This is a genomic window from Microbacterium meiriae (assembly GCF_040685015.1).
GTDB classification, from domain to species: Bacteria; Actinomycetota; Actinomycetes; order Actinomycetales; family Microbacteriaceae; genus Microbacterium; species Microbacterium meiriae.
The window spans coordinates 194398-215380 of record NZ_JBFBHD010000002.1; the positions used below are offsets into that span (position 1 = coordinate 194398).

A 20983-nucleotide genomic window follows, 5' to 3' on the forward strand; every position below is an offset into this window, starting at 1 on the left:
GCTCCGACACATGACTCTGCGCACCCTGGACTCACTGGGTTCGCTCGAGGGCAAGCGCGTCATCGTCCGTTGTGATCTGAACGTCCCCCTTCGGGACGGGATCATCACGGACGATGGCCGTGTCCGCGCCTCGCTGCCGACCCTGAAGACCCTCATCGACGCGGGCGCCCGCGTCGTCGTCTGCTCGCACCTGGGACGCCCCGACGGCGCACCCGATCCGCAGTTCAGCCTGGAGCCGGTCGCGCAGCGACTGTCCGAGCTGCTCGGCGCACCGGTCGCCTTCGCGGGCGACACGGTCGGCGAAGCCGCGAAGGACGCCGTGGCGTCCCTCGAGAACGGCCAGGTCGTCGTGATCGAGAACCTCCGGTTCAACCCGGGGGAGACCTCGAAGGACGAGGCAGAGCGTGGTGCCTTCGCGGCCCAGCTCGCGGAGCTGGGCGACGTGCTCGTGTCCGACGGCTTCGGAGTCGTGCACCGCAAGCAGGCGAGCGTCTACGACCTCGCGAAGCTACTGCCCTCGGCGGCCGGCCTCCTGATCGCGACCGAGCTCGACGTGCTCGACCGCTTGACGGAGAATCCGGAGCGGCCGTACGCGGTGGTGCTCGGCGGGTCCAAGGTGAGCGACAAGCTCGGAGTCATCTCGCACCTGCTCCCGCGGGTCGACCGCATCCTGGTCGGCGGCGGCATGCTCTTCACCTTCCTGAAGGCGCAGGGGCATGCCGTCGCGTCGAGCCTCCTCGAGGAGGACCAGCTCGAGACCGTGCGCGGATACATCGCCGAGGCGGCCGAGCGCGGCGTGGAGCTCGTGCTCCCCACCGACGTGGTCGTCGCCGCGTCCTTCGGCGCCGACGCGGACCACGAGGTCGCCGCCGCGGACGCGATCGAGGAGACGGCGTTCGGTTCGTCGGGCATCGGCCTCGACATCGGGCCGGACACCGCGGCGCGCTTCGCCGAGGTCATCCGCGGATCGAAGACCGTGTTCTGGAACGGCCCGATGGGCGTGTTCGAGTTCCCGGCCTTCGCCGCAGGGACGAAGGCGGTCGCGCAGGCGCTGACCGAGGTCGACGGCCTCAGCGTGGTCGGTGGCGGCGACTCCGCCGCAGCCGTCCGTCAGCTCGGATTCACCGACGACCAGTTCGGGCACATCTCGACCGGCGGCGGCGCGAGCCTCGAATTCCTCGAGGGCAAGAAACTACCTGGGCTGGAGGTCCTCGGATGGGCGTGAGCTCCCGTACCCCGCTGATCGCGGGCAACTGGAAGATGAACCTGGATCACCTGCAGGCGGTGGCGTTCGTGCAGAAGCTGCACTGGACGCTGAAGGACGCCAAGCACGAGGACGGATCCGTGGAGGTGGCGGTCTTCCCGCCCTTCACCGACATCCGCAGCGTGCAGACGCTGATCGACGCGGACAAGATCCCGTTCGCGTTCGGTGCGCAGGACGTCTCGGCGCACGACTCCGGGGCGTACACCGGCGAGATCTCCGGCGCGTTCCTGGCGAAGCTCGACGCGAAGTACGTCATCATCGGGCACTCCGAGCGTCGCGAGTACCACGCCGAGTCCGACGAGATCGTGGCCGGCAAGGTGAAGGCTGCTCTCAAGCACGGCCTCTCCCCGGTGATCTGCGTCGGTGAGACGGCGGAGGACCTGGAGAAGTTCGGCGCCAGCGCGGTTCCGGCCGGACAGCTCGAGGCCGCGCTGCAGGGCGTCTCGCCCTCGGCCGACATCGTCGTCGCGTATGAGCCGGTCTGGGCCATCGGGTCGGGTCAGGCGGCCACGCCGCAGCAGGCGCAGGACGTGTGCGCGGCACTCCGCGGCGTGATCGCGAAGGTCCTCGGCGACGAGGCGGCTGCGCGCACCCGCATCCTGTACGGCGGCTCCGTCAAGGCGGCGAACATCGCCAGCTTCATGCGCGAGCCCGACGTGGACGGCGCTCTGGTCGGCGGCGCGAGCCTCGTCGTCGACGAGTTCGCGGCGATCATCCGTTTCGAGAAGCACGTCGGCGTGTGAGTGCGGCGGGGCTCCGGCCCCGCTGCACCGTATACTTGACCGTTACGGGGGCGCTCCGGCCCCAGCGAAAGGCTCTTTCCGTGGCAATTCTCGAGTTCGTCCTGCAAGTCGTGCTGGGCATCACCAGCGTCCTGCTGACTCTCCTCATCCTCTTGCACAAGGGTCGCGGTGGCGGCCTGTCCGACATGTTCGGCGGCGGCATGACCACTGCGGTCGGCTCCTCCGGTCTCGCGGAGCGGAACCTGAACCGCTTCACCGTCGTCCTGGCGCTCACGTGGTTCATCGCCATCGTGGCGCTCGGCCTCATCACGAAGTTCGAGGTGATCTGATGGCTACCGGTGGAAACGCGATCCGCGGTACCCGTGTCGGTTCCGGTCCCATGGGGGAGCAGGACCACGGCTATCACGCCGACCGCATCGCGGTGTCGTACTGGGACGGCCTCGGCAACGAGACGGTGCGCTACTTCGCCGCCGGCCTCCCCGAGGAGGAGATCCCAGAGATCATCGACCACCCGCAGTCGGGTCTCCCGGCCGGGCGCGACAAGGAGAACCCTCCCGCCGTCGCGAAGGCCGAGCCGTACAAGACGCACCTCGCTTACGTGAAGGAGCGCCGGACGGACGAAGAGGCCGTCCAGCTCCTGGAGGACGCCCTCACTCAGCTGCGCGAGCGTCGGGGTCAGTGACCGCCGACTGAGCGAGAGGAGAAGCCGCCGTGATGATCACGGCGGCTTCTTCCGTCTCAGCGGCAGCCGGCCGCGGCGTCGATGTAGTTCTGCGGGGGATACCCGTAGGCCCATACGCCGTTGGCGTCGTCCGTGAAGCCCATGCTGATGGCCCAGGCCGTCGCCCACTTCTCGATGCTGTCCTGCGTGGACGAGTCGTACATGTCCTGACACTTCACGCTGATCGCATGACCCACCTCGTGGGCGACGAGTGCCCTGCTGCGCTCTGCGGGCCACTGCTCCGCGACCGAGTTCGACAGCTCGATGACCGCGCGTCCCGGCTCGTCCCACCACCAGGTGGTGTAGCCGCCCATGCTGCCGTTGTACCCGGCGCCGTTGACGACGGGTGCCCAGTCGAACTCCAACAGGACGCCGGGCGCGAGCGAGCGGGCGAAGGCCTCGATCTCGAGCCGGGCGTTCCGCAGTGGGCCCGCCTTCTCGGCGAGCTCCGCGTCCTCGGCCGCGACGACATCGGTGGCCGCCTTCTGCAGGGCGACGTAGGCGGCCGCAGCCGCGTCGTCGACCTCGGTGACGGCGAGAGCATCCGCGGCGGCTCCGCGCAGAGCGATCACGGCGGCGTTGCGGGTCGACGGATGCGCGCTCTCGAAGGCGCCGGCGGCCTCGGCCGCGGTGGTGAGCACGGCCACGCCGTTCGTCCGGACCGCGTCCACGCTCGCGGCGGCGGACGTGGAGGCGCTGTCCATCGACTCGGCGACGTCGCGCAGGGTGCTCTGGTCCTCGGCGAGACGGCTCGTCGCGGCGAAGAGGTCCCAGAACCAGCCGGGTTTCGTCTCGTCGGCCGGGAGCCGCGTCGCGAGGACGTCCTCGGCCTCGCCGCCCGTGGTCTCGCCCTCCGCCACGGCGGAGTCCAGGGCCGCCCAGAGGTCCTCGGGAACGGCGAGGGCGGGCGCGCCGGTGTCGATGATGACATGCCCGGCGTCCGTCGCCGCGATCAGATCGGCGGTCCGATGTCGGAGTTCCGTCTGCTGGGCGGTCACCGATCGGGTGGCGTCCTCGACCCCGCTGGCGGCCTCGTCGTATCCCTGGTTCGCCACGAGTTGCGTGATGCCGAGACCGGTCAACACCACGACCGTGCCGATGGCGCCGGCGAGGATGCCCTTCAGCCTTCGCCGGTCGCGCGGCGGCCGGGAGACGCCGGACGCGGAGGAGAGGACGGGCGGGAGACGATGCCCACCCGGAGCCGGCCCCGTGGCGGTCGCGGCAACCGACGGCGGAGGGGCGGTCACGAGGCGCTCATCTCGGCAGGCCTTCCGGTCGGGAGCTGATCCTGTCAGCGTATTCGACCGAGGTGACGACGTGGAGGGGGTGACGGGAATCGAACCCGCGCAATCAGTTTGGAAGACTGAGACTCTACCATTGAGCTACACCCCCGGAACCGGAGTCCGGACTCCATCGATCATAGCGGACGGTCGGGCGTGCTCCTGTCCGTTAGACTCGATGGGGCTGAATCTGCGTGCGGATTCCCCGGGGCGTAGCTCAGCTTGGTAGAGCGCCCGCTTTGGGAGCGGGAGGTCGCAGGTTCAACTCCTGTCGCCCCGACTCGACCCCACGACCTTCCAGCCGCGTTCTGCGCGGAAACCACAAGGAGAACACACCAGCATGGCGAACAGCACCGTCGAGAAGCTGACCCCGACCCGGGTCAAGCTCACCATCACGGTCACCCCGGACGACCTCAAGCCGAGCATCGCGCACGCCTACGAGCACATCGCGCAGGACGTCCAGATCCCCGGCTTCCGCAAGGGCAAGGTGCCGGCTCCGATCATCGACCAGCGCATCGGCCGCGGCGCCGTCATCGAGCACGCCGTCAACGAGGGCCTGGACAAGTTCTTCCGCGAGGCGACCGCCGAGCACAAGCTCCGCATCGTCGGTCGTCCGTCGGCCGAGATCACGCAGTGGCCCAACGAGAAGGACTTCTCGGGCGACCTGCTCGTCGACGTCGAGGTCGACGTGCGCCCGGAGATCGAGCTCCCCGACTACGCGGGCATCACCCTCGAGGTCGACGCCGTGGAGGCCGACGAGGCCGCCCTCGACGCCGAGCTGGAGAACATGCGCGCCCGCTTCGGCACGCTCATCCCCGTCGACCGCCCCGCAGCCAAGGGCGACTTCGTCGAGCTGGACCTCGTCGCCACCATCGACGGCGCCGAGATCGATCGCGCCGAGGGCGTCTCCTACGAGATCGGCTCCGGCGAGCTCCTCGAGGGCATCGACGACGCGATCGAGTCGCTCACCGCCGGTGAGGACACCACCTTCCGCTCCGCCCTCGTCGGTGGCGACCACGCCGGCAAGGAGGCGGAGGTCTCCGTCACCGTCAAGGCCGTCAAGGAGCGCGAGCTTCCCGAGGCCGACGACGAGTTCGCGCAGATCGCGAGCGAGTTCGACACCATCGCGGAGCTGCGCGACAGCCTGCGCGAGCGCGTCGAGCAGCAGGGCGTCTTCACGCAGGGCTCCGCCGCCCGCGACAAGCTCGTCGAGACGCTGCTCGCGCAGATCGAGATCCCGGTCCCGCCGCAGCTCATCGAGGACGAGGTGCACAACCACCTCGAGGGCGAGGGTCGTCTCGAGGACGACGTGCACCGCGCCGAGGTGACCGAGGCCAGCGAGAAGCAGTTCCGCACGCAGGTGCTGCTCGACACGATCGCCGAGCAGGCCGACGTGCAGGTCTCGCAGGAGGAGCTCTCGCAGTACCTCATCCAGTCCGCCGCGCAGTACGGCATGGCGCCGCAGGAGTTCGTAGAGGCGCTGCAGTCCTCGAACCAGCTCCCGGCCCTGGTCGGCGAGGTCGCCCGTAACAAGGCACTCGCGATCGCCCTGGGCAAGGTCAAGGTCGTGGACACCAACGGCAAGGCCGTCGACCTCTCCGACTTCGTCGTGACCGACGACGAGGCCGAGGCCGAGGGCGAGAAGGCCGCCGAGGCCGAGGAGAAGCCCGCCGCGAAGAAGAAGGCTCCGGCCAAGAAGGCGGCCGCCAAGAAGGACGCCGACGCGGACGAGAAGCCCGCCGCGGCGAAGAAGCCCGCCGCCAAGAAGCCGGCTGCGAAGAAGGCTCCGGCCAAGAAGGACGCCGACACCGCCGAGTGATCGGCGCGGTCGAGTGAAGAGGGCGGGTGCTGCGGCATCCGCCCTCTTTCTCATCGAGGGAAGGACGACGGGATGGCGAGCTGGGATGACCGCATCGATCAGGTGTGGGCGGACGCTTCGGGAGAAGAGGTCGGCGACGAGACGATCGCGCGCATCGACGCCCTCGCCGCGGAACGGGGTGCGGACGACGCCCGGGCCGAGTTCGAGCGCGCCGGTGCCCGCGATTCCGCCGGACGCCCGGCGGAGGCGGTGGAGCTCTACCGTCACGCCCTGGCGCTCGGCCTCGATGAGGAGCATCGCCCGCAGTGCGTGATCCAGCTCGCGAGCTCGCTGCGCAACCTCGGCGACTACGACGAGGCGCTGCGCGTCATCCGCGCCGAGGAGGAGATCGCGGCGGACGGACCGTATCGCGACGCGGTCGCGGTGGTGCACGCCCTCATCCTCGCCAGTGCCGGCCGGCCCGCGCAGGGCCTGTCGGTGGCCATCCTCGCGCTCGTCCCGCACCTGCCGCGCTACCACCGATCCATGACGGCGTATGCGCAGGAGATCGCCGGCAGCGACACCTGATATGCCGACGGCGAACACGACCTAGGGGCTGTGCGCGCGCCGGTAGATTCGAATCACTGAAACACGGAAGCAGGAGCTGACATGGCTGAACCCCTCGTCGCGACAAGCGTCTTCGACAGGTTGCTGAAGGACCGCATCATCTGGCTCGGCTCGGAGGTGCGAGACGACAACGCCAACGAGATCTGCGCGAAGATCCTCCTTCTCGCCGCCGAAGACTCCGAGAAGGACATCTACCTCTACATCAACTCGCCCGGCGGCTCGATCACCGCGGGCATGGCGATCTACGACACGATGCAGTTCGTGCCGAATGACATCGTCACCGTCGGCATCGGCATGGCCGCGTCCATGGGTCAGCTGCTGCTGACCAGCGGCACCAAGGGCAAGCGCTACATCACCCCGAACGCCCGCGTGCTGCTGCACCAGCCGCACGGCGGCTTCGGCGGCACCGCGAGCGACATCCAGACCCAGGCGCAGCTCATCCTGTCGATGAAGAAGCGCCTCGCCGAGATCACCGCGTCGCAGACCGGCAAGCCCGTCGAGCAGATCAACGCCGACGGCGACCGCGACCGCTGGTTCACGGCGGAGGAGGCCCTCGAGTACGGCTTCGTCGACCACATCCGCGAGCACGCCAGCGACGTCACCGGCGGCGGCGGCACGGGCGTCGAGTAAGGATTCGAGAGGACACCATGTACACACCCACGTTCCAGTCCGCCGGAAACCTGCCCTCCAGCCGTTATGTGCTGCCGCAGTTCGAAGAGCGCACCGCCTACGGCTTCAAGCGCCAGGACCCGTACAACAAGCTGTTCGAAGACCGCGTGATCTTCCTCGGCGTGCAGGTCGACGACGCGTCGGCCGACGATGTCATGGCGCAGCTCCTCGTCCTGGAGAGCCAGGACTCCGAGCGCGACATCACCATGTACATCAACTCGCCCGGTGGCTCCTTCACCGCGATGACGGCGATCTACGACACGATGCAGTACGTCGCGCCGCAGATCCAGACCGTCGTGCTCGGCCAGGCGGCCTCGGCCGCCTCCGTGCTGCTCGCGGCGGGTGCCCCCGGCAAGCGTCTCGCGCTGCCGAACGCCCGCGTGCTGATGCACCAGCCGGCGATGGGAGAGGCCGGGCACGGTCAGGCCTCGGACATCGAGATCCAGGCGGCGGAGATCCTCCGCATGCGCACCTGGCTGGAGGAGACCATGGCCCGTCACACCGGCAAGCCGGTCGAGCAGGTCAACCGCGACATCGATCGCGACAAGATCCTCTCGGCCAACGAGGCACTGGAGTACGGCATCGTCGACCAGGTGCTCACCTCGCGCAAGCGCGCGTAGTCCGCACCCGCAGAAGAGGACGCCCGTCGATCGACGGGCGTCCTCTTCGCGTCTCCGGCGGATGCGCGCGCGAGGATGGCGCAGATGCGCATATGAGCAGATGGGTGCGCGAACGCTGAATCCGGCCTACCCTGGAGGAGGAAGGAGGACACCGTGGAAGAAGATCTGCTCATGGTCCGGGTCGCCGAGCTGTACTACGACGAGGACAAGACGCAGGACGAGATCGGTGGTCTCCTGAAGATCTCCCGGTGGAAGGTCGGGCGCCTCCTCACGCAGGCGCGGCAGCGCGGCATCGTCCGCATCGAGATCGTCCACCCGCGCGCCCGTCGGCTCGGCCTCGAGCGCGAGCTCGTGGAGCGCTTCGGTCTCACCGACGCCGTGGTCGTCCCCTCACCCGAAGGCGACGAGGGCACTCTGGAACGCGTCGCCCAGGCGGCAGCGGACTTCCTCACCGCCCTCCGCCCTGTTCCGCGCACCCTCGGGGTGAGCTGGGGCAAGACGCTCCGCGCCGTGGCCGAGGCCCTGCCGGATGGCTGGGCGAACGGTGTCACGGTCGTGCAGCTCAACGGCGGCGTCAGCCTGAACCGGCGCTCGGGCGGGGCCGCGGGACTCGCGGTGACCATCGCCCAGCGCGCCTCCGGCCAGGTCTCCCTGCTGCCGAGCCCCGCGATCCTGGAGCACGTCGAGACGAAGCAGGCGATCGAAGGGGACCGCACCGTCGCGGCCGTGCTGGAGGAGGCCGCGGACGCCCAGGCGTTCCTGTTCACCGCCGGCCCCTGCGATGCGACCTCCGCCCACGTCGAGAACGGCTATCTCACCGCCGACGATGTGGAGGAGCTCGCGCGCCGCGGCGCCGTCGGCGACGTCCTCGGGCGCTACGTCGACGCCGAGGGCAACATCGTCGACCCGCAGTTGGACGCCCGCACGGTCGGCGTCTCGCTCGACCGCCTGCGCGGCGCCGCGCGGGCCATCTTCGTGACGGCGGGCCCCGCCAAGCACGACATCGCGCGCACGGTCGTGACCAGCGGCCTGTGCGGGGTCCTGGTGACCGATGAGACCACAGCACGAGCATTGTTGGAGGAACAGTGACGACGACAGAACTCAGCCGCAGGACGGCGGTGGACGTCCTCGGCGGTGAGCCCGACGACGCGACCCTCCGTCGCTTCCTGCACGGCCTCCCCGGCGTGGACGCCGTCGGGCTGGAGCAGCGCGCTGCCGGCCTCGGCACCCGCTCCATCAAGACGACGTCGAAGGCGTGGGCGCTGGACACGATCATCAAGCTGATCGACCTGACCACCCTGGAGGGCGCGGACACTCCCGGCAAGGTACGGTCCCTCGTCGCCAAGGCGAAGACCCCCGACGCCGCCGACCCCTCGACGCCCCGCGTCGCCGCCGTCTGCGTCTACGGCGACATGGTCGCCGGCGCGGTCGAGGCCCTCGGCAGCCTGCACGGCGACCCCGACGACGGCCTCATCTCGGTCGCCGCCGTGGCCACCGCCTTCCCGAGCGGCCGGTCCTCCCTCGCGATCAAGCTCGCCGACACCGCGGAGGCGGTCGCGGCCGGTGCGGACGAGATCGACATGGTCATCGACCGGGGCGCGTTCCTGTCCGGCCGCTACGGGCTGGTGTTCGACCAGATCGCCCAGGTCAAGGAGGCGTGCCGCCGCGAGGACGGCTCGTACGCCTCGCTCAAGGTGATCCTCGAGACCGGCGAGCTGAACACGTACGACAACATCAAGCGCGCCTCCTGGCTCGGCATCCTCGCCGGCGGCGACTTCATCAAGACCTCGACGGGCAAGGTGCAGCCGGCGGCGACGCTGCCGACCACGCTGCTGATGCTGGAGACGGTGCGCGACTGGTACCGCGGCACGGGGGAGCGCATCGGCGTGAAGCCCGCCGGCGGCATCCGCTCGTCCAAGGACGCGGTCAAGTACCTGGTGACGGTCGCCGAGACCGTGGGGGAGGAGTGGCTCCAGCCGCACCTGTTCCGCTTCGGCGCCTCGAGCCTGCTCAACGACGTGCTCCTGCAGCGTCAGAAGCTCGCCACCGGCCACTACTCCGGCCCCGACTACGTCACGATCGACTGACTTCTTCGGCCGGTCCCTGAGCCGGTCGAAGGGCAGCAACCCAAGGGATTGAAATGAACTTCCTGGAATACGCTCCGGCTCCGGAGTCCACGGCGGTGCTGAACCTCAAGGACAGCTACGGGCTGTTCATCGACGGCGAGTTCGTCGACGGCTCCGGCACCCCCTTCCGCACCATCTCCCCGGCGACGGAGAAGGAGATCGCCGAGGTCGCCTCCGCCGACGACGCGGACATCGACCGCGCCGTCGCCGCGGCACGTCGCGCCTACGACAAGGTCTGGTCGCGGATGAGTGGCCGCGACAGGGGCAAGTACCTGTTCCGCATCGCCCGCCTCGTGCAGGAGCGTGCCCGTGAGCTGGCCGTCGCCGAGAGCCTCGACAACGGCAAGCCCATCAAGGAGAGCCGCGACGTGGACGTGCCCCTCGTGGCGTCCTGGTTCTTCTACTACGCGGGGTGGGCCGACAAGCTCGACTACGCCGGTCTCGGCGCGAACCCGCGCGCCCTGGGCGTCGCCGGGCAGGTCATCCCCTGGAACTTCCCGCTGCTGATGCTCGCGTGGAAGCTGGCGCCCGCGCTGGCGGCAGGGAACACGGTCGTGCTCAAGCCGGCAGAGACCACGCCGCTGACGGCACTGATCTTCGCCGAGATCCTGCAGCAGGCCGATCTCCCCGCCGGTGTCGTGAACATCGTCACGGGGGCCGGCTCGACCGGGGCCGCCCTGGTCCGTCACCCGGACGTCGACAAGGTCGCGTTCACCGGCTCGACGGGTGTCGGTCGCGACATCGCCCGGGCTGTCGCGGGGACGAACAAGAAGCTGACGCTGGAGCTGGGCGGCAAGGCCGCGAACATCGTGTTCGACGACGCGCCGATCGATCAGGCTGTCGAGGGCATCGTCAACGGCATCTTCTTCAACCAGGGCCACGTGTGCTGCGCCGGGAGTCGTCTGCTCGTGCAGGAGTCGATCCACGACGAGGTCGTCGACCGGCTGAAGAACCGGCTGTCGACGCTGCGTCTCGGCGACCCGCTCGACAAGAACACGGACATCGGCGCGATCAACTCCGCGGCGCAGCTCGCCCGCATCCGCGAGCTGAGCGACATCGGCGAGGCCGAGGGCGCGGAGCGCTGGACCGCCGACTGCGCGATCCCGGAGCAGGGCTTCTGGTTCGCTCCGACGATCTTCACCGGCGTCGAGGCCTCGCACCGCATCGCCCGAGACGAGGTGTTCGGCCCGGTGCTGTCGGTCCTCACCTTCCGGACGCCCGCCGAGGCGATCGCGAAGGCCAACAACACGCCGTACGGCCTCTCGGCGGGCATCTGGTCGGACAAGGGCTCGCGCATCCTCGCAGTCGCGGATCGGCTGCGTGCGGGCGTCGTGTGGGCCAACACGTTCAACCGTTTCGACCCGTCGAGCCCGTTCGGCGGCTACAAGGAGTCCGGATTCGGCCGCGAGGGCGGTCGCCAGGGGCTCACCGCCTACCTCAAGGGAGCCGCAGCATGAGCAAGCGACTGACCGTTCCGAAGACCTACAAGCTCGCCATCGGCGGGGCCTTCCCCCGCAGCGAGTCCGGACGCACGTACGAGGTCGTCTCCCGCAAGGGCGCCTTCCTCGCCAACGCCGCCAAGGCCTCCCGCAAGGACGCCCGTGATGCGGTCGTCGCCGCGCGCGCCGCCGTCAAGGGCTGGTCGGGGGCGACGGCCTACAACCGCGGCCAGGTGCTCTACCGCGTTGCCGAGGTGCTCGAGGGACGTCGCGCACAGTTCGTCGACGAGATCGTGGCGCAGGAGGGCATCTCGTCCTCGGCGGCCACGGCGCAGGTCGACGAGGCGATCGATCTCTGGGTCTGGTACGCCGGGTGGTGCGACAAGTACGCCCAGGTGGCGGGCAACGCGAACCCCGTCTCCGGCCCGTACTTCAACATCTCGGTGCCAGAGCCCACCGGTGTGGTCGCGATCGTGGCGCCGCAGGACTCAGCGCTGCTCGGCCTGGTCTCTGTCGTCGCCCCGGCCCTCGTCGCCGGGAACACCGTCGTCGTGGTCGCGAGCGAGCAGTACCCGCTCTCCGCGATCAGTCTCGCCGAGGTGCTCGCGACCAGCGACGTCCCCGGCGGCGTGGTGAACGTGCTCACCGGTTCGCCGGCCGAGATCGCCCCCTGGCTCGCCTCGCACCAGGATGTGAACGCCCTCGACCTCGCCGGCGCCGGTGCGCTGGAGTGGGTCGACATGCAGATCGCCGCAGCGGACACGCTGAAGCGCGTGCTCGCCCCCGGTGACGTGGTCGCGTCGCCGGAGCGGATCGCCGCCTTCACCGAGGTCAAGACGGTCTGGCACACGAAGAGCATGGTCTGACGACACGTCAGGATGGCTGAGGGCCCTGTCGCGTACCGCGCGGCGGGGCCCTCGTCGTTCGAGCAGCGTGCGCGTGACGCCGGTGCTGTGGTTTCATGGCGGCATGATGGCGACCTCCGGCGTCCGCGCCCGCCCCGGGCGAGTGACGCTCGTGCTGGCGGCGATCCTGCTTCTCGACGGCTGCGCAGCGGCGCCGGCCGACGTCACCGCCGGAGAGCCGACGCCGACGGTGACCCCGACCGTCGCCTGTCCGCAGGTGGACGGCGCCGAGCTTCCGCCGGAGTGTGCGCCGTACGACCCGGAACACGCGATGGAACAGAACGACCGGCATCGTGAGCGGATGGAGACGTCGGCCGAGGCGCGGGCGGCCGCCGAGCAGCCGGTGGCGGACCTCCGCGTGCGTCTCGAAGCACTGCGCACGGAGAGCACGATCTCTGTGACCTCCGTCGAGGACGCCTTGCGCGAGGTCGGCCTCGTCCATCACGTCGCCCGGGGAGATGCGCGCGCGGTGGCGTTCGGTGCCGACGGTCCCGAGGGCGGCTGCGTCTTCGGGGAGGTGCGTCCGGACGAGGTGCGGATCGATGTCGGGGGATACATCATGGACGGCGGCTGCCTCCCCGCGGAATGACGGCGGAGACACCGTCATCCGCCGGACCCGCCGAACGACTCGTCGCCAATGCGGCCCGGTGTCGGATGCAGCGGTTAGGCTCGAAGAACGATCCTGATCCCCCCGAGGAGGACGCGCATGGCCCGCATCGGTGAAAGCGCTGACCTGTTCAAGTGCTCGTTCTGCGGAAAGAGCCAGAAGCAGGTGCAGCAGCTCATCGCCGGACCCGGCGTGTACATCTGCGACGAGTGCGTCGAGCTCTGCAACGAGATCATCGAAGAGCGCATGGCGGAGTCGTCCGCTGAGGGCGTGACCGAGTTCGAGCTTCCGAAGCCTCGCGAGATCTTCACGTTCCTCGAGGAGTACGTCGTCGGACAGGAGCCCGCGAAGCGCGCGCTGTCCGTCGCCGTCTACAACCACTACAAGCGCGTCCGCGCCCACGGCACGCTGCAGCCGGCCGAGCAGAAGGCCGAAGAGATCGAGATCGCGAAGAGCAACATCCTGCTCATCGGCCCGACGGGCTGCGGTAAGACCTATCTGGCGCAGACGCTCGCCAAGCGCCTCAACGTGCCGTTCGCCGTCGCCGACGCGACCGCGCTGACGGAGGCCGGCTACGTCGGCGAAGACGTCGAGAACATCCTCCTCAAGCTCATCCAGGCCGCGGACTATGACGTGAAGCGCGCCGAGCAGGGCATCATCTACATCGACGAGGTCGACAAGATCGCCCGCAAGGCCGAGAACCCGTCGATCACCCGCGATGTGTCGGGCGAGGGTGTGCAGCAGGCGCTGCTGAAGATCATCGAGGGCACGGTCGCCTCGGTGCCGCCGCAGGGCGGTCGCAAGCACCCGCACCAGGAGTTCCTGCAGATCGACACCTCGAACGTGCTCTTCATCGTGGCCGGTGCCTTCGCCGGGCTGGAGGACATCGTCTCCGCGCGCGTCGGCAAGCACGGCGTCGGCTTCGGCGCTCCGCTGCACGACAAGGGCAAGGACCTCGACCTCTTCAGCGAGGTGCTCCCGGAAGACCTCCACAAATTCGGGCTCATCCCGGAGTTCATCGGTCGCCTGCCCGTCGTCACCAACGTGTCGCCGCTCGACCAGGCCGCCCTCATCGACATCCTCACGGGGCCGCGCAACGCGCTCGTGAAGCAGTATCAGCGCATGTTCGAGCTCGACGGCGTCCAGCTGGAGTTCGAGGAGGACGCGCTGCGGTCGATCGCGGATCTGGCGGTCGAGCGCAAGACGGGTGCCCGTGGTCTCCGTGCCATCCTGGAGGACGTGCTCGGTCCGGTGATGTTCGAGATCCCGTCTGCGGAGGACGTCGCGAAGGTGATCATCACCCGCGCCGCCGTCGACGAGGGTGCCCCGCCCACCATCGTGATGGAGCGCAAGCGCAAGAGCGCCTGAGCGCCGGGCCCCGGCGGGTCAGACACCCCCCGCGGATGCGGTGAGCAGATCGCAGGCGTGCCTGCTCACGCCACCGGCATGAGCAGGTCCGTGCGGAGCTCGTCCGGATCGATGCCGGGGTCCGAGACGTACACCTCGATCCAGAGGCCGCGTGGGTGCAGCCCGGCCTCCGCCGCGCGTGCGACCAGCCCGGCCCATCCGGTGCCGAGACCGTCGTAGGAGCCGAAGACGGTGGTCGCGACGGCCTGCCCGGTCGGCAGGGCCGACGCCACGATGGCGGTTCCGTCGCCGGTGGCGATCGGGTCGGACGGCGGGGCCTGCACCGGGAAGCCGAGCTCCAGATCGAACACGCCCATCGGATCGCCGTGATAGATCGCGAGCGCCGGGCCGGCGGGAATCAGGGTGCCCGCAGCGAAGGCGGCGCCGATCGCCGCATATCCGGAATCGAAAGCGTCGCGGAGGTCGGCGAGGCGGATACCCTCGTGCTGGATGACGGCGAGGGGAACGGCGTCCAGCTCCAGGCTGTCCGCCGGGCCGAAGGGAGCGTCGGGGAATGCGTCCATGCGCTCAGGGTCTCACGACTCAGGAGTCCAGTCCACGGCGCTTCAGGAGCGGTTCGATCTCCGCATCCCGTCCGCGGAAGTCTCGATACGCGGCCAGCGGGTCCGTCGAACCGCCGACCCCGAGCAACCGGTCGCGGAAACGGTCCCCATTGGCCCTGGTGAGCCCGCCGTTCTCCCGGAACCACTCGACGGTGTCGGCGTCGAGCACCTCGCTCCAGATGTACGAGTAATACCCCGCGCTGTAACCGCCGGAGAAGACGTGCGCGAAGTACGTGGAGGAATACCGGGTCGGCACGGCGGGGTCATCCAGCCCGATGTCGGCCAGCGCTGCGGCCTCGAACGCGGCGACATCCTCCACCGCGTCCTCGGTGGAGAGCCGGTGCCACGCCTGATCCAGCCACGCTGCGGCGAGGTACTCGCTGGTCGCGTGCCCCTGATCGAACGTCGCCGTCGCCCGCAGCCGCTGCACGACGGCGGGATCCAGCGGCTCGCCGGTCTCGTGGTGCCGGGCGTAGTGGTCCAGAACCTCCGGCCAGAGGATCCACATCTCGTTCACCTGACTGGGGAACTCGACGAAGTCGCGGAACACGTTGGTCCCGGCGAAGTGCGGGTAGGTGACCGTGGCGAACAGGCCGTGCAGGGCGTGCCCGAACTCGTGGAACAGCGTCGTCACCTCGTCGAGCGTCAGCAGCGTGGGCTCGCGGTCCCCGGGCTGCGGGACGTTGAGGTTGTTCACCACGACCGGGGCGCTGCCGCGCAGCCGGGACTGGCTGACGATCGCGTTCATCCATGCCCCGCCGCGCTTGGAGTCGCGGGTGTAGAGATCGAGCACGTAGAGGCCCAGGGGAGAATCGTCGGCGTTGCGCACCTCGAACACGCGGGCCTGCGGGTGATAGGCCGCGAGGTCGTGCCGCTCGTGGAACGTCACCCCGTACAGGCGGGTCGCCGCGAAGAACACGCCGTCCTGCAGCACGCGCTCCGCCTCGAACCAGGGACGCAGGGCGGCGGTGTCGATGTCGTAGCGGGCAGTGCGCACGCGCTCGGTGTAGAACGCCCAGTCGTGGGCCTCCACGGGGAAGGGCTCCGGCTCGGTCTCGTCGACGATCGCCTGGAGCGCGTCCCGTTCGGCGCGGGCGTTCCGGGCGGACGGCGCAGCCAGCCGGCGCAGCATCCGCTCGACGGCCTCGGGGGAGCCCGCCGTCTCGTCGGCGGTGATGTACGCGGCGTGCGACGGATATCCGAGGAGGCGCGCGCGCTCGGCGCGGAGGCGCACGATCTCGCGCAGCACCGGGCGGTTGTCGTTGCCGTTGTCGCGCGAGCCCCGCGCGCGCGACGCCGCCATGATCCGGCGACGGGATTCCCGCACCGCGAGCCGGGCGAGGGCCGGATGGCCGGTGAACAGCGGCAGGGTGAGGAGGTAGCGGCCGTCGAGCCCACGGTCGGCCGCGGCGCGCGCCGCGGACGAGAGCTCGCCCGCACTCAGGCCCTCCAGCTCGGCGGCGGAGTCGAAGACCACGGCGAGGTCGTTCGTATCGCTCAGCAGGTTCCGCTCGAACGTGTTCGTGAGCACGGACAGCTTCTGGTTCAGACCCGTGAGCTGCGCCTTAGCGTCGTCGTCGAGCCCGGCGCCGGCATGCGTCATCTCGCGGTGGTAGCGCTCCACGAGATACCGCTGCTCAGGATCGAGGTCGAGCGCCTCACGCTGCTCGTACACGTGGGCCACGCGGGCGTAGAGGGCCGCATCCAGCGTGATCGCATCCTCATGCGCGGCCATGAGCGGAGCGAGCTCCTCATCGATCGCCTGGATCTCCGGCGTGGCATCGGCGGAGCTCACCGTGTAGAACGCGTGCGCCACCCGGTCGAGGAGCTCGCCCGACCGCTCCAGCGCCTCGAGCGTGTTCTCGAACGTCGGCATCGACCGCACGCGGGTGATGTTCGCGACCTCCGCGAGCTGCTCCGCGAAACCGGCTCGGAAGGCGGGAAGGTAGTGCTCCGGGCGGATGGCCTGATAGTCCGGGAGCCCGAAGGGAAGGATCGACGGCTGCAGCAGCGGATTCGTGGCGTCGCTCATCCTCCGAGCCTAGCCACCGCCATCCCCGGAACATTCCGTGCTCAGACGGGTCATCACCTCTCGCAGGGCGTCGACGACGACACGGACTGAGCGGCGGCGCAGGTTCTCCGGGCGCGCGAGGACGTCGATCATGCGGTGCGTGCTCACGCCGCGCAGGGGGATGCGTACGATGTCGCGATCGTCGACGCTGCGCGAGGTGAACCGGGGGAGCATTCCCAGGACGCCGCCGGCCGCGACAACCGCCGACACCGCGCCGTAGTCGTTGATGCGGTGGCGGACCTCGACCGGGCGGCGGGCGACGGCGGCGACGGCACGGAGCACGTCGTCGGGGGAGTACCCCACGCGGCTCGTCACCCAGTGCTCGTCGGCGACCTCGTCCGGCGAGAGGGTGCGGCGACCGGCGAGAGGATGTGCGGCGGCGACCGCGACGTCCAGGGGCTCGCGGACGAGACCGACAGCGCGGATGCCTGCGGTCGGCCACGGCGCGGAGTGCTCCATCCGATGCGCGAGGACGAGGTCGTACCGCGCGGTGAGCCCAGGGAACTCGCTCTGCGCGACATCTTCGTCCGTCAGGCGTACCGTCGGCGCGTGCTCCTTCCCGGAGAGCTCCCGCACGAGCGGGCCGAAGAGCGCCTGACCGACGCTGTGGAACCCGCTGATGCTCACCTCTCCGGTTGCCGCGCCCTCGAAGTCGTCCAGCGCGTGCCGCGCTGCGGCCATGGCATCGATGGCCTCGGCGCCGGCCGCCGCGAGGACCTCGCCGGCAGAGGTCAGCACGAGCGTGCGGCCCTGGCGACGGGTGAGCGGGGCGGGGAAGGAGCGCTGCAGCGCGGCGAGCTGCTGCGAGACGGCGGACGGGGTGACACGGAGCGTGTCGGCGACAGCCGTCACGCTGCCCAAGGCTCCGAGTTCGCGGAGGATCTGGAGCTGATGGAGTTCCACGTCGATAGTTTAGACCTGGCTATAGAGACGATGCAGAAGCTGCCGATTGTTCTACAGCGACGTATGCGATGAGATCGGAGCATGAAGGCTCTGTTCAAGGAGGAACCCGGCGCCGGCCTCGCGCTCGTGGAGCGCCCCGATCCCACCGCCGGCCCCGGCGAGGTCGTCATCCGCGTCCTCCGCACCGGCATCTGCGGGACCGATCTGCACATCCGGCGATGGGACGACTGGGCGGCCTCCGCGATCTCCGCGCCCCTCATCCCGGGACATGAGTTCTACGGCGAGGTCGTCGAGGTCGGATCGCTCGTCCATGACATCGCCGTCGGCGACCGGGTCTCCGGCGAAGGACACATCGTCTGCGGCACCTGCCGGAACTGTCGTGCCGGACGGCGGCAGATGTGCATCCGCACCATCGGGCTCGGTCTGCAATGCGACGGTGCCTTCGCCGAGTACCTCTCGCTGCCGGCGACCAACGTGTGGGTCCACCACGCCGAGGTCGCTCCGGAGCTCGGCGCGATCTTCGACCCGCTCGGCAACGCCGTGCACACCGCCCTCCGCTTCCCTCTGGTCGGCGAAGACGTCCTCGTCACCGGCTGCGGCCCGATCGGCCTGATGGCGATCGCCGTCGCCCGGCATGCCGGTGCCCGCTTCATCGTGGGGACCGACGTGAGCGGCCCGCGCCTGGAGATGGCGCGAGGGATGGGAGCAGACGACGTCGTCGACGTCTCCCGCCAGGAGATCCGCGACGCGCAGCGGGCGCTCGGCATGCGCGAGGGTTTCGACATCGGCTTCGAGATGAGCGGTGCGGCATCGGCGCTCCCGGCGATGATCGACAACATGAACCACGGCGGACGGATCGCGATGCTCGGGCTGCCGTCGACGGGGTTCGACATCGACTGGGGCAAGCTCGTCACGCATATGCTCACCATCACCGGCATCTATGGTCGCGAGATGTTCGAGACCTGGAACGCCATGGGGGCGATGCTGCAGACGAGTGCGACACTGCGGGCGGCCATCGGCCGCGTGATCGCCGAGGTCGTGCCGGCGCGCGACTGGGAGCGCGGATTCGCGGCGGCGGAGTCCGCCGGCACGGGCAAGATCATCCTCGACTGGACGGAGCTGTGATGTACGCGACCTTCAAGGACCATGTGGCGCGGGAGCTGGCGGGGATCGAGGAGGCCGGGCTCACCAAGCATGAGCGCGGCATCCGCGGTCCGCAGCGGGCGGAGATCACGGCCGACGGCGCCGAGGTGCTCAACTTCTGCGCGAACAACTACCTCGGGCTCGCCGACGACCCCCGCATCCTCGCTGCGGCCCGGACGGCCCTGGACGAGTGGGGGTACGGGCTCGCGAGCGTGCGCTTCATCTGCGGCACGCAGGAGCAGCACCTCGAACTCGAGCGTCGGCTGGCGGACTTCCTCGGCACCGACGACGCGATCCTCTACTCGTCCTGCTTCGACGCCAACGGCGGTGTCTTCGAGACGCTGTTCTCCGCGGAGGACGCGATCATCTCGGACGAGTTGAACCACGCGTCCATCATCGACGGCATCCGCCTCTCGAAGGCGCGCCGACTCCGGTACCGCAACCGCGACATGGCGGATCTGGAGGAGCAGTTGCGGGCGGCCGCCGATGCCCGGTTCCGCGTGATCGTGACCGACGGCGTCTTCTCGATGGACGGCTACATCGCCCCGCTCGCTGAGATCTGCGACCTCGCCGAGCGGTACGACGCCCTCGTCTTCGTGGACGACTCGCACGCGGTCGGCTTCGTCGGGGAGAACGGGCGGGGGACGCCGGAGCTGTGCGGCGTCGCAGATCGTGTCGACATCTACACCGGCACCTTCGGCAAGGCGTTGGGCGGCGCCTCCGGGGGGTACGTCGCCTCCCACGCGGAGATCGTCGCGCTGCTGCGTCAGCGTTCCCGTCCGTACCTGTTCTCGAACACCCTCGCTCCGGCCATCGTGGCCGGTACCCTGACCGCACTCGACCTCGTCGAGGGATCGGCGGACCTGCGGGCGCGGCTGCGGGACAACGCAGCCCTGTTCCGCACCCGGATGGCGGAGGAAGGCTTCGATCTGCTTCCCGGAGAGCACCCGATCGTGCCGGTCATGTTCGGTGATGCCGCGCTCACAGCCCGGATCGCCGCGGCGATGCAGGACCAGGGCGTCTACGTGACGGCGTTCAGCTTCCCGGTGGTGCCGCGGGGGAAGGCGCGCATCCGGGTGCAGCTCTCCGCCGCGCACTCCGCCGAGCAGGTCGAGCGCTGTGTGACGGCCTTCGTCGCGGCGCGGGATGCGGTGAGCTGACCACGTTGCAAAGAAAAGCTTGCAAAGAGTTGTTTGCAAGCGTACCTTTGCATGCATGACGAACGAGACGCAGGTACGGACGCTGGATGCGGGAGCGCTCAAGGCGCTGGCGCATCCGCTGCGGGTCAAGATCTTCGATCTGCTCGCCTCTCGTGGTCCTCAGACGGCCAGCTCTCTCGCGGCCCTCGTCGGGGAGACCTCGGGATCCACCAGCTACCACCTCCGCGCCCTCGCCGCCCACGATCTCATCCGCGAAGTGGAAGGTCGTGGCACGGCGCGGGAGCGGTGGTGGGAGCGCCCGAAGGGCCGCATCGACGTGCCGGGACCGGACGAGCAGATGTCGCCGGCCAACCGTGCCGCGGCCCAGATCGTGACATCGGAGTTCTTCCGGCTCCGGCACGAGACGCTGATGCAGTACCTCAACCGCTCGGATGCCGACATCCCCGAGGGGTGGCGTGACGTGGGTCTGACCATCACCACGCACCTCGACATGACCGCGGAGCAGGCGATGTCCCTGCGGGCGGAACTGGAGGCCGTCGTGGAGAAGGCGATCGCGCAGTACCGCGGTCAGGAGGGCCCGGACGTGCGCCGTGTCTCCCTCCGTGCCGAGATCTTCGACCTCCCCACGCCTGGAGGCGCCGCCACGGCCGAGACGACGGACGCATCATGACCGCCGCCACCCTGCACCTCGTCAGTCCCACGCGGACGGAGCGCGGCCTGCTGCACCTCGCCGACCGGGTCACCGCCATGATCGAGCACCGGATCGAGCGTCGCGCACAGCGGCGGGTCCTCGCCCTCGACCTCCTCCGCGAACAGCAGGCCCGCCGGCATGACCCGCACGCCGTCGACCATCTCCTCGCGCAGCTCGGAGCCCCGCGCCGCTGACGCCGAGACCCCGGATACGCGTCGAGACCCCCTCCTATCCGCGCGGAGAGGA

Annotated in this window: 22 protein-coding genes and 2 tRNA genes; 19 read left to right on the plus strand and 5 right to left on the minus strand. The window is 69.6% G+C overall.

Annotation, left to right across the window (positions count from 1 at the left end; translation table 11 throughout):
* Positions 1-10: 10 nt before the first annotated feature.
* The 4 genes from AB0N68_RS09410 to AB0N68_RS09425 all read left to right on the plus strand — a co-directional run bounded on the left by AB0N68_RS09410 (position 11) and on the right by AB0N68_RS09425 (position 2689).
* Positions 11-1225 carry a phosphoglycerate kinase gene (locus tag AB0N68_RS09410; protein ID WP_292796407.1) on the plus strand — a complete coding sequence of 405 codons (1215 nt, stop codon included), beginning with the start codon at positions 11-13 and terminating at the stop codon, positions 1223-1225.
* Complete coding sequence (gene tpiA, locus AB0N68_RS09415; protein WP_025105024.1) at positions 1216-2007, plus strand: triose-phosphate isomerase; 792 nt, start codon at positions 1216-1218, stop codon at positions 2005-2007. Before AB0N68_RS09410 ends, tpiA begins: the two co-directional genes overlap by 10 nt.
* 80 nt (positions 2008-2087) lie before the next feature.
* Entirely contained in the window at positions 2088-2336 is a 249-nt protein-coding gene (gene secG / locus AB0N68_RS09420) for a preprotein translocase subunit SecG (protein WP_025105023.1), read from the plus strand.
* On the plus strand, positions 2336-2689 hold the full coding sequence (locus tag AB0N68_RS09425; RefSeq protein ID WP_025105022.1) for an RNA polymerase-binding protein RbpA: 354 nt from the start codon (positions 2336-2338) through the stop codon (positions 2687-2689). The genes secG and AB0N68_RS09425 overlap by 1 nt, the downstream gene beginning before the upstream one ends.
* 56 nt (positions 2690-2745) lie before the next feature.
* Here AB0N68_RS09425 and AB0N68_RS09430 read toward each other — a convergent pair whose 3' ends face one another.
* Complete coding sequence (locus tag AB0N68_RS09430) at positions 2746-3975, minus strand: hypothetical protein (RefSeq protein ID WP_292796404.1); 1230 nt, start codon at positions 3973-3975, stop codon at positions 2746-2748.
* A gap of 71 nt (positions 3976-4046) precedes the next feature.
* Positions 4047-4120, minus strand: a tRNA-Gly gene (locus AB0N68_RS09435).
* Positions 4121-4214: 94 nt separating this feature from the next.
* On the opposite strand from AB0N68_RS09435, the gene AB0N68_RS09440 reads away from it, so the two are divergent.
* The 11 genes from AB0N68_RS09440 to clpX all read left to right on the plus strand — a co-directional run bounded on the left by AB0N68_RS09440 (position 4215) and on the right by clpX (position 14167).
* A tRNA-Pro gene (locus AB0N68_RS09440) sits at positions 4215-4288 on the plus strand.
* Positions 4289-4348: 60 nt separating this feature from the next.
* Positions 4349-5827, plus strand: a complete 1479-nt coding sequence (tig, locus tag AB0N68_RS09445) for a trigger factor (RefSeq protein ID WP_292796401.1) — start codon at positions 4349-4351, stop codon at positions 5825-5827.
* A 72-nt stretch (positions 5828-5899) separates the two neighbouring features.
* Entirely contained in the window at positions 5900-6394 is a 495-nt protein-coding gene (locus tag AB0N68_RS09450) for a tetratricopeptide repeat protein (protein WP_292796398.1), read from the plus strand.
* A gap of 81 nt (positions 6395-6475) precedes the next feature.
* Positions 6476-7063 carry an ATP-dependent Clp protease proteolytic subunit gene (locus AB0N68_RS09455; RefSeq protein WP_025105018.1) on the plus strand — a complete coding sequence of 196 codons (588 nt, stop codon included), beginning with the start codon at positions 6476-6478 and terminating at the stop codon, positions 7061-7063.
* 17 nt (positions 7064-7080) lie between these two features.
* Positions 7081-7722: an ATP-dependent Clp protease proteolytic subunit gene (locus AB0N68_RS09460; RefSeq protein ID WP_025105017.1), complete on the plus strand. Its 642-nt coding sequence runs from the start codon at positions 7081-7083 to the stop codon at positions 7720-7722.
* Positions 7723-7875: 153 nt separating this feature from the next.
* Positions 7876-8811 (plus strand): sugar-binding transcriptional regulator, encoded by a 936-nt coding sequence (locus tag AB0N68_RS09465; RefSeq protein ID WP_187661738.1) that lies wholly within the window; start codon positions 7876-7878, stop codon positions 8809-8811.
* Positions 8808-9809: a deoxyribose-phosphate aldolase gene (gene deoC / locus AB0N68_RS09470; RefSeq protein WP_280564069.1), complete on the plus strand. Its 1002-nt coding sequence runs from the start codon at positions 8808-8810 to the stop codon at positions 9807-9809. Before AB0N68_RS09465 ends, deoC begins: the two co-directional genes overlap by 4 nt.
* Positions 9810-9862: 53 nt before the next feature.
* Positions 9863-11305, plus strand: a complete 1443-nt coding sequence (locus tag AB0N68_RS09475; protein WP_292796394.1) for an aldehyde dehydrogenase family protein — start codon at positions 9863-9865, stop codon at positions 11303-11305.
* Positions 11302-12153 carry an aldehyde dehydrogenase family protein gene (locus AB0N68_RS09480; protein ID WP_259954546.1) on the plus strand — a complete coding sequence of 284 codons (852 nt, stop codon included), beginning with the start codon at positions 11302-11304 and terminating at the stop codon, positions 12151-12153. The genes AB0N68_RS09475 and AB0N68_RS09480 overlap by 4 nt, the downstream gene beginning before the upstream one ends.
* Before the next feature lie 103 nt (positions 12154-12256).
* On the plus strand, positions 12257-12781 hold the full coding sequence (locus AB0N68_RS09485; RefSeq protein ID WP_292796391.1) for a hypothetical protein: 525 nt from the start codon (positions 12257-12259) through the stop codon (positions 12779-12781).
* 117 nt (positions 12782-12898) lie between these two features.
* Positions 12899-14167, plus strand: a complete 1269-nt coding sequence (gene clpX / locus AB0N68_RS09490; protein WP_292796388.1) for an ATP-dependent Clp protease ATP-binding subunit ClpX — start codon at positions 12899-12901, stop codon at positions 14165-14167.
* 65 nt (positions 14168-14232) lie between these two features.
* Here the strand turns inward: clpX and AB0N68_RS09495 are convergent, their stop codons facing one another.
* Genes AB0N68_RS09495 through AB0N68_RS09505 form a run of 3 tightly spaced genes read right to left on the minus strand, consistent with a single transcriptional unit; the run spans position 14233 to position 17743 of the window.
* Complete coding sequence (locus AB0N68_RS09495) at positions 14233-14730, minus strand: GyrI-like domain-containing protein (protein ID WP_280564058.1); 498 nt, start codon at positions 14728-14730, stop codon at positions 14233-14235.
* 19 nt (positions 14731-14749) lie between these two features.
* The gene (locus tag AB0N68_RS09500; protein ID WP_292796381.1) at positions 14750-16801 is read right to left on the minus strand and encodes a M3 family metallopeptidase; all 2052 of its coding nucleotides are present in this window, start codon (positions 16799-16801) and stop codon (positions 14750-14752) included.
* A gap of 9 nt (positions 16802-16810) precedes the next feature.
* The gene (locus AB0N68_RS09505; RefSeq protein WP_292796378.1) at positions 16811-17743 is read right to left on the minus strand and encodes a LysR family transcriptional regulator; all 933 of its coding nucleotides are present in this window, start codon (positions 17741-17743) and stop codon (positions 16811-16813) included.
* A gap of 81 nt (positions 17744-17824) precedes the next feature.
* Between AB0N68_RS09505 and tdh the strand changes: the two genes are divergently transcribed.
* The 4 genes from tdh to AB0N68_RS09525 are packed head-to-tail and all read left to right on the plus strand — an operon-like array spanning position 17825 to position 20931.
* Entirely contained in the window at positions 17825-18868 is a 1044-nt protein-coding gene (gene tdh / locus AB0N68_RS09510; protein WP_292796375.1) for an L-threonine 3-dehydrogenase, read from the plus strand.
* A complete protein-coding gene (locus tag AB0N68_RS09515) occupies positions 18868-20046 on the plus strand; it encodes a glycine C-acetyltransferase (RefSeq protein WP_292796601.1) in 1179 nt (392 codons plus the stop codon). The genes tdh and AB0N68_RS09515 overlap by 1 nt, the downstream gene beginning before the upstream one ends.
* Before the next feature lie 55 nt (positions 20047-20101).
* Positions 20102-20716, plus strand: a complete 615-nt coding sequence (locus tag AB0N68_RS09520) for an ArsR/SmtB family transcription factor (RefSeq protein ID WP_187661728.1) — start codon at positions 20102-20104, stop codon at positions 20714-20716.
* Positions 20713-20931 carry a hypothetical protein gene (locus AB0N68_RS09525; RefSeq protein WP_187661727.1) on the plus strand — a complete coding sequence of 73 codons (219 nt, stop codon included), beginning with the start codon at positions 20713-20715 and terminating at the stop codon, positions 20929-20931. The genes AB0N68_RS09520 and AB0N68_RS09525 overlap by 4 nt, the downstream gene beginning before the upstream one ends.
* Positions 20932-20983: the final 52 nt, after the last annotated feature.

Coding starts and splice junctions, on each gene's coding strand:
- AB0N68_RS09410 (WP_292796407.1), top strand. CDS start 11: ATGACTCTGCGCACCCTGGACTCACTGGGTTCGCTCGAGGGCAAGCGC.
- tpiA (WP_025105024.1), top strand. CDS start 1,216: ATGGGCGTGAGCTCCCGTACCCCGCTGATCGCGGGCAACTGGAAGATG.
- AB0N68_RS09425 (WP_025105022.1), top strand. CDS start 2,336: ATGGCTACCGGTGGAAACGCGATCCGCGGTACCCGTGTCGGTTCCGGT.
- tig (WP_292796401.1), top strand. CDS start 4,349: ATGGCGAACAGCACCGTCGAGAAGCTGACCCCGACCCGGGTCAAGCTC.
- AB0N68_RS09450 (WP_292796398.1), top strand. CDS start 5,900: ATGGCGAGCTGGGATGACCGCATCGATCAGGTGTGGGCGGACGCTTCG.
- AB0N68_RS09455 (WP_025105018.1), top strand. CDS start 6,476: ATGGCTGAACCCCTCGTCGCGACAAGCGTCTTCGACAGGTTGCTGAAG.
- AB0N68_RS09460 (WP_025105017.1), top strand. CDS start 7,081: ATGTACACACCCACGTTCCAGTCCGCCGGAAACCTGCCCTCCAGCCGT.
- AB0N68_RS09475 (WP_292796394.1), top strand. CDS start 9,863: ATGAACTTCCTGGAATACGCTCCGGCTCCGGAGTCCACGGCGGTGCTG.
- AB0N68_RS09480 (WP_259954546.1), top strand. CDS start 11,302: ATGAGCAAGCGACTGACCGTTCCGAAGACCTACAAGCTCGCCATCGGC.
- AB0N68_RS09485 (WP_292796391.1), top strand. CDS start 12,257: ATGATGGCGACCTCCGGCGTCCGCGCCCGCCCCGGGCGAGTGACGCTC.
- clpX (WP_292796388.1), top strand. CDS start 12,899: ATGGCCCGCATCGGTGAAAGCGCTGACCTGTTCAAGTGCTCGTTCTGC.
- AB0N68_RS09495 (WP_280564058.1), bottom strand. CDS start 14,730: ATGGACGCATTCCCCGACGCTCCCTTCGGCCCGGCGGACAGCCTGGAG.
- AB0N68_RS09500 (WP_292796381.1), bottom strand. CDS start 16,801: ATGAGCGACGCCACGAATCCGCTGCTGCAGCCGTCGATCCTTCCCTTC.
- tdh (WP_292796375.1), top strand. CDS start 17,825: ATGAAGGCTCTGTTCAAGGAGGAACCCGGCGCCGGCCTCGCGCTCGTG.
- AB0N68_RS09515 (WP_292796601.1), top strand. CDS start 18,868: ATGTACGCGACCTTCAAGGACCATGTGGCGCGGGAGCTGGCGGGGATC.
- AB0N68_RS09520 (WP_187661728.1), top strand. CDS start 20,102: ATGACGAACGAGACGCAGGTACGGACGCTGGATGCGGGAGCGCTCAAG.
- AB0N68_RS09525 (WP_187661727.1), top strand. CDS start 20,713: ATGACCGCCGCCACCCTGCACCTCGTCAGTCCCACGCGGACGGAGCGC.